We start from the raw sequence: 2,148 nt of genomic DNA, 5'->3' as shown, positions 1-2,148 counted from the left end.
GTCGCAGTTCGACCGTCGCGTCGTCCGGAACGTCCTCAGGCGGCGCGACGACCGGGCCGATGGGTGCCGATCCGTCGAACGCCTTCCCGCGAATCCAGTTCTGTTCGACCATCTGGTCGTCGCGGTTCGAGACGTCGTCGACGCAGGTGTACCCCTCGATGACCGAGTCGGCGTCCTCGGCGGCGACGTTTCGGCACTGCTCGCCGATGACGACGCCGAGTTCGGCCTCGTATTCGACCTGTTTTTTCCCCTCGGGGAGCGAAATCGTGTCGCCGTGGCCCGCCACCGAGTTCGGCGGTTTCAGGAACAACAACGGTCGTTCCGGAACCTCCATTCCGGATTCCGCCGCGTGGTCCGCGTAGTTCAGGCCCACACAAACGATCTTGCTCGGTTCGGTCGGCGGGAGGATATCGACCTCGTCCGGGTCGTACATGCTGTCGGCGAAAACGATACCGTCGTCCGTCCACGAGCCTGTTCGGACGGCACCGGCGGGGTCGCGAAATCTGACGTGAGACATGTACTCACGATTCCGGCGAATACTCAAAACCCTTGCCGTTGCGGCAGGGCTACGCGTCGAAGAGTTCGGTGAACGTCTGCGCCCTGAGGTAGCGCTGGTCCCGGGGCGAGAGGAATCGAGCTTCCGTGACCCAATCGAGACATTGATCGTACGTCGCCCAGTCGTCCATCCACGGGTAGTCCGAACCGAGCATCAGGCGGTCCGCGCCGAACCACTCGACGAGGTTTCGAACGTACCCCCAGAGGTCGCGATACGGCCACCCTTCGATCGACGAACGGGGTAACGAACTCACCTTCACGTAGACGTTGTCGTACGCCGCGAGGTCGCGGAAGTCGCTCCACGGTTCCGAATCGGGGGTCGTCGTCCCGTCTGGCCACGCCATGTGGTCCACGACGAACGTGACGTCGGGATGTGCCGCCGCGAGTCGCCCGACGGCTCCGAGTTGCTGTGCTTTCGGGAACACGAACACGCACGCATCGAGCGTCGCCATCTCTTCCCACACCGGCGCGAGCGCGTCGTCGAGGATCCAGTCGCCGGTACGGTCGAGTTCCGTGGGGGCGTCGTCGTATTCCAACGCGGCGTGCATTCGAACGCCGAGCATGCCGTCGTGGTCCAGCACCGCCCTGAGACGGTCACGGACGTCGTCGGCGAAGAAGTCCACGAGGCCGACGCCGTGGAGACGGTCCGGATGGGCCGCGATGCTTTCGAGGGTGTAGGCGTTCGCGCCGCGTTCCCGGCCGTACAGCGGCGTGGTGACGATGACGCTCTCGTCGATGCCGACGCGGTTCATGTCCTCGATGAGGCCCTCGTGGGTGTACTCCCCGGACCATCCAGGGGGGAGAACGGGTTCGTACCACGGCTGTGGCTTGGAGTCCGCTCCCCACGCGTGGACGTGTGTGTCGATCAGTCGCATCGTTCACCACGACGTGATCCGCACGTCCTTGAGCGGCGTATCGAGCGGCAGGTCTACGTGGCTCCCCGTGTAGTCCGAGATGTAGAATCCCACGATGATTTCGAGCGACCGCGTCGCGTCCGTGCCGGGGGAGTGGTTCTCCGCGTCCCCGTTCAGCAGGTCGACGATGTGGCTCGCGGCGTTCGGGAACGCCCGCCGATAATCCTCATCCCACGACCACGCGCCGGACACGCCGGGAATCGGCCGCTCCACGTGGGTTCCGTCATCGAGGGTCCAGTAGCGCCACTCGCCGTCGTCGTTGTTGATGTATAGTTTCCCCTCCGTGCCGACGAACTGGAGACTCATCGACGATATCTCGCGAGCGACGGTGCAATCGACGGTGGCGAACGTGCCGTCGTCGAGGAGCACGTGGCCGCCGCCGCCGGAGTCGGTCACCTCCCGCGTCCCGCCGAGTGCATCGACGGCGTCGTTCTCCCCGTTGATATAGCCGCTGACCGTGGCCGCTCTGGCGTCGAGCAGATAGACGAGCAGGTCGAGGACGTGGGTCGAGTTTCGCATCAACTCGCGTCGGAAGTTCGCCGCGATGGACTTCGTCTCCCCGACGATACCTTCCTCGATGGCGCTTCGTAGCTCCTGGACCTTCTCGGTGAACCGGAACGAGTGGTTGACGACGAGTTCGGTGTCAGTTTCGTCACAGACTTCGGTCATCGCTTCCGCC

The 2,148-nt window shown here is 64.4% G+C and carries 3 protein-coding genes; all 3 read right to left on the bottom strand.

Going from position 1 to position 2,148, the window contains the following annotated elements; translation table 11 throughout:
• A partial coding sequence (locus WBV42_RS15070) for a fumarylacetoacetate hydrolase family protein (protein WP_423986756.1) occupies positions 1–517 on the bottom strand: 517 nt, incomplete at its 3' end.
• Between the two features lie 49 nt (positions 518–566).
• Positions 567–1,430, bottom strand: coding sequence for an amidohydrolase family protein (locus tag WBV42_RS15065; RefSeq protein ID WP_423986755.1), 864 nt, complete (start codon positions 1,428–1,430; stop codon positions 567–569).
• 3 nt (positions 1,431–1,433) lie between these two features.
• Positions 1,434–2,148: gfo/Idh/MocA family oxidoreductase (locus WBV42_RS15060; RefSeq protein ID WP_423986754.1), on the bottom strand; the 715-nt coding region annotated here is incomplete at its 5' end.

It is taken from the genome of Haladaptatus sp. (assembly GCF_049589095.1).
GTDB lineage: Archaea > Halobacteriota > Halobacteria > Halobacteriales > Haladaptataceae > Haladaptatus.
This window is presented reverse-complemented; position numbering and strand designations above follow the sequence as displayed.

What these genes read in the sequence shown, in the direction of transcription:
- WBV42_RS15065 (WP_423986755.1), bottom strand. Translation starts at nt 1,430, where the DNA reads ATGCGACTGATCGACACACACGTCCACGCGTGGGGAGCGGACTCCAAG.